Raw genomic sequence first — 627 nt, forward strand, 5'->3', positions numbered from 1 at the left:
CACACGGGCAAACATGCCTCCAAGGTGGCGATAGAGCGTTCTCAGCTGTATTCCGGTTCGCGCGGCAATGCCGCCGACGGTCAGCCGTTCCCCGGCCAAGGCGGCAACCGTCCGGTCCACGCCCTCAAGGCCCGTGACAGAAATGATGGGAGCATCGATGAGGTGGGCAGGATCAGGGGTCAGCCCGCTCTCGCGAGCCTTCTCACCCAATTCCTTCAAGCCCCCCACACCCACACGGGCAAACATGCCTCCAAGGTGGCGATAGAGCGTGCTCAGCGGTATTCCGGTCCGCGCGTAAATGCCGTAGAAGGTCAGCCCTTCCCCGGCCAAGGCGGCAACCGTCCGGTCCACGCCCTCAAGACCCGTGACAGAAATGATGGGAGCACCGATGAGGTGAGCAGGATCAGGGGTCAGCCCGCTCTCGCGAGCCTTCTCACCCAATTCCTTGAAGCCCCCCACGCCCACGCGGGGATACATCTCCCTCAATTGGTTTCCGACCGTGCTCAGCGGTATTCCGGTCCGCGCGGAGATGCCGTAGAAGGTCAGCCCTTCCCCGGCCAAGGCGGCAACCGTCCGGTCCACGCCCTCAAGACCCGTGACAGAAATGATGGGAGCACCGATGAGGTG

Annotated in this window: 1 protein-coding gene; it reads right to left on the minus strand. The window is 63.5% G+C overall.

What is annotated here, in order from left to right; translation table 11 throughout:
• Positions 1-627: hypothetical protein (locus tag ACFOVU_RS09165; RefSeq protein WP_378531826.1), on the minus strand; the 627-nt coding region annotated here is incomplete at both ends.

Origin of the sequence: Nocardiopsis sediminis (assembly GCF_042650565.1) — a bacterium.
In the GTDB taxonomy this organism is placed as follows: Bacteria; Actinomycetota; Actinomycetes; order Streptosporangiales; family Streptosporangiaceae; genus Nocardiopsis_B; species Nocardiopsis_B sediminis.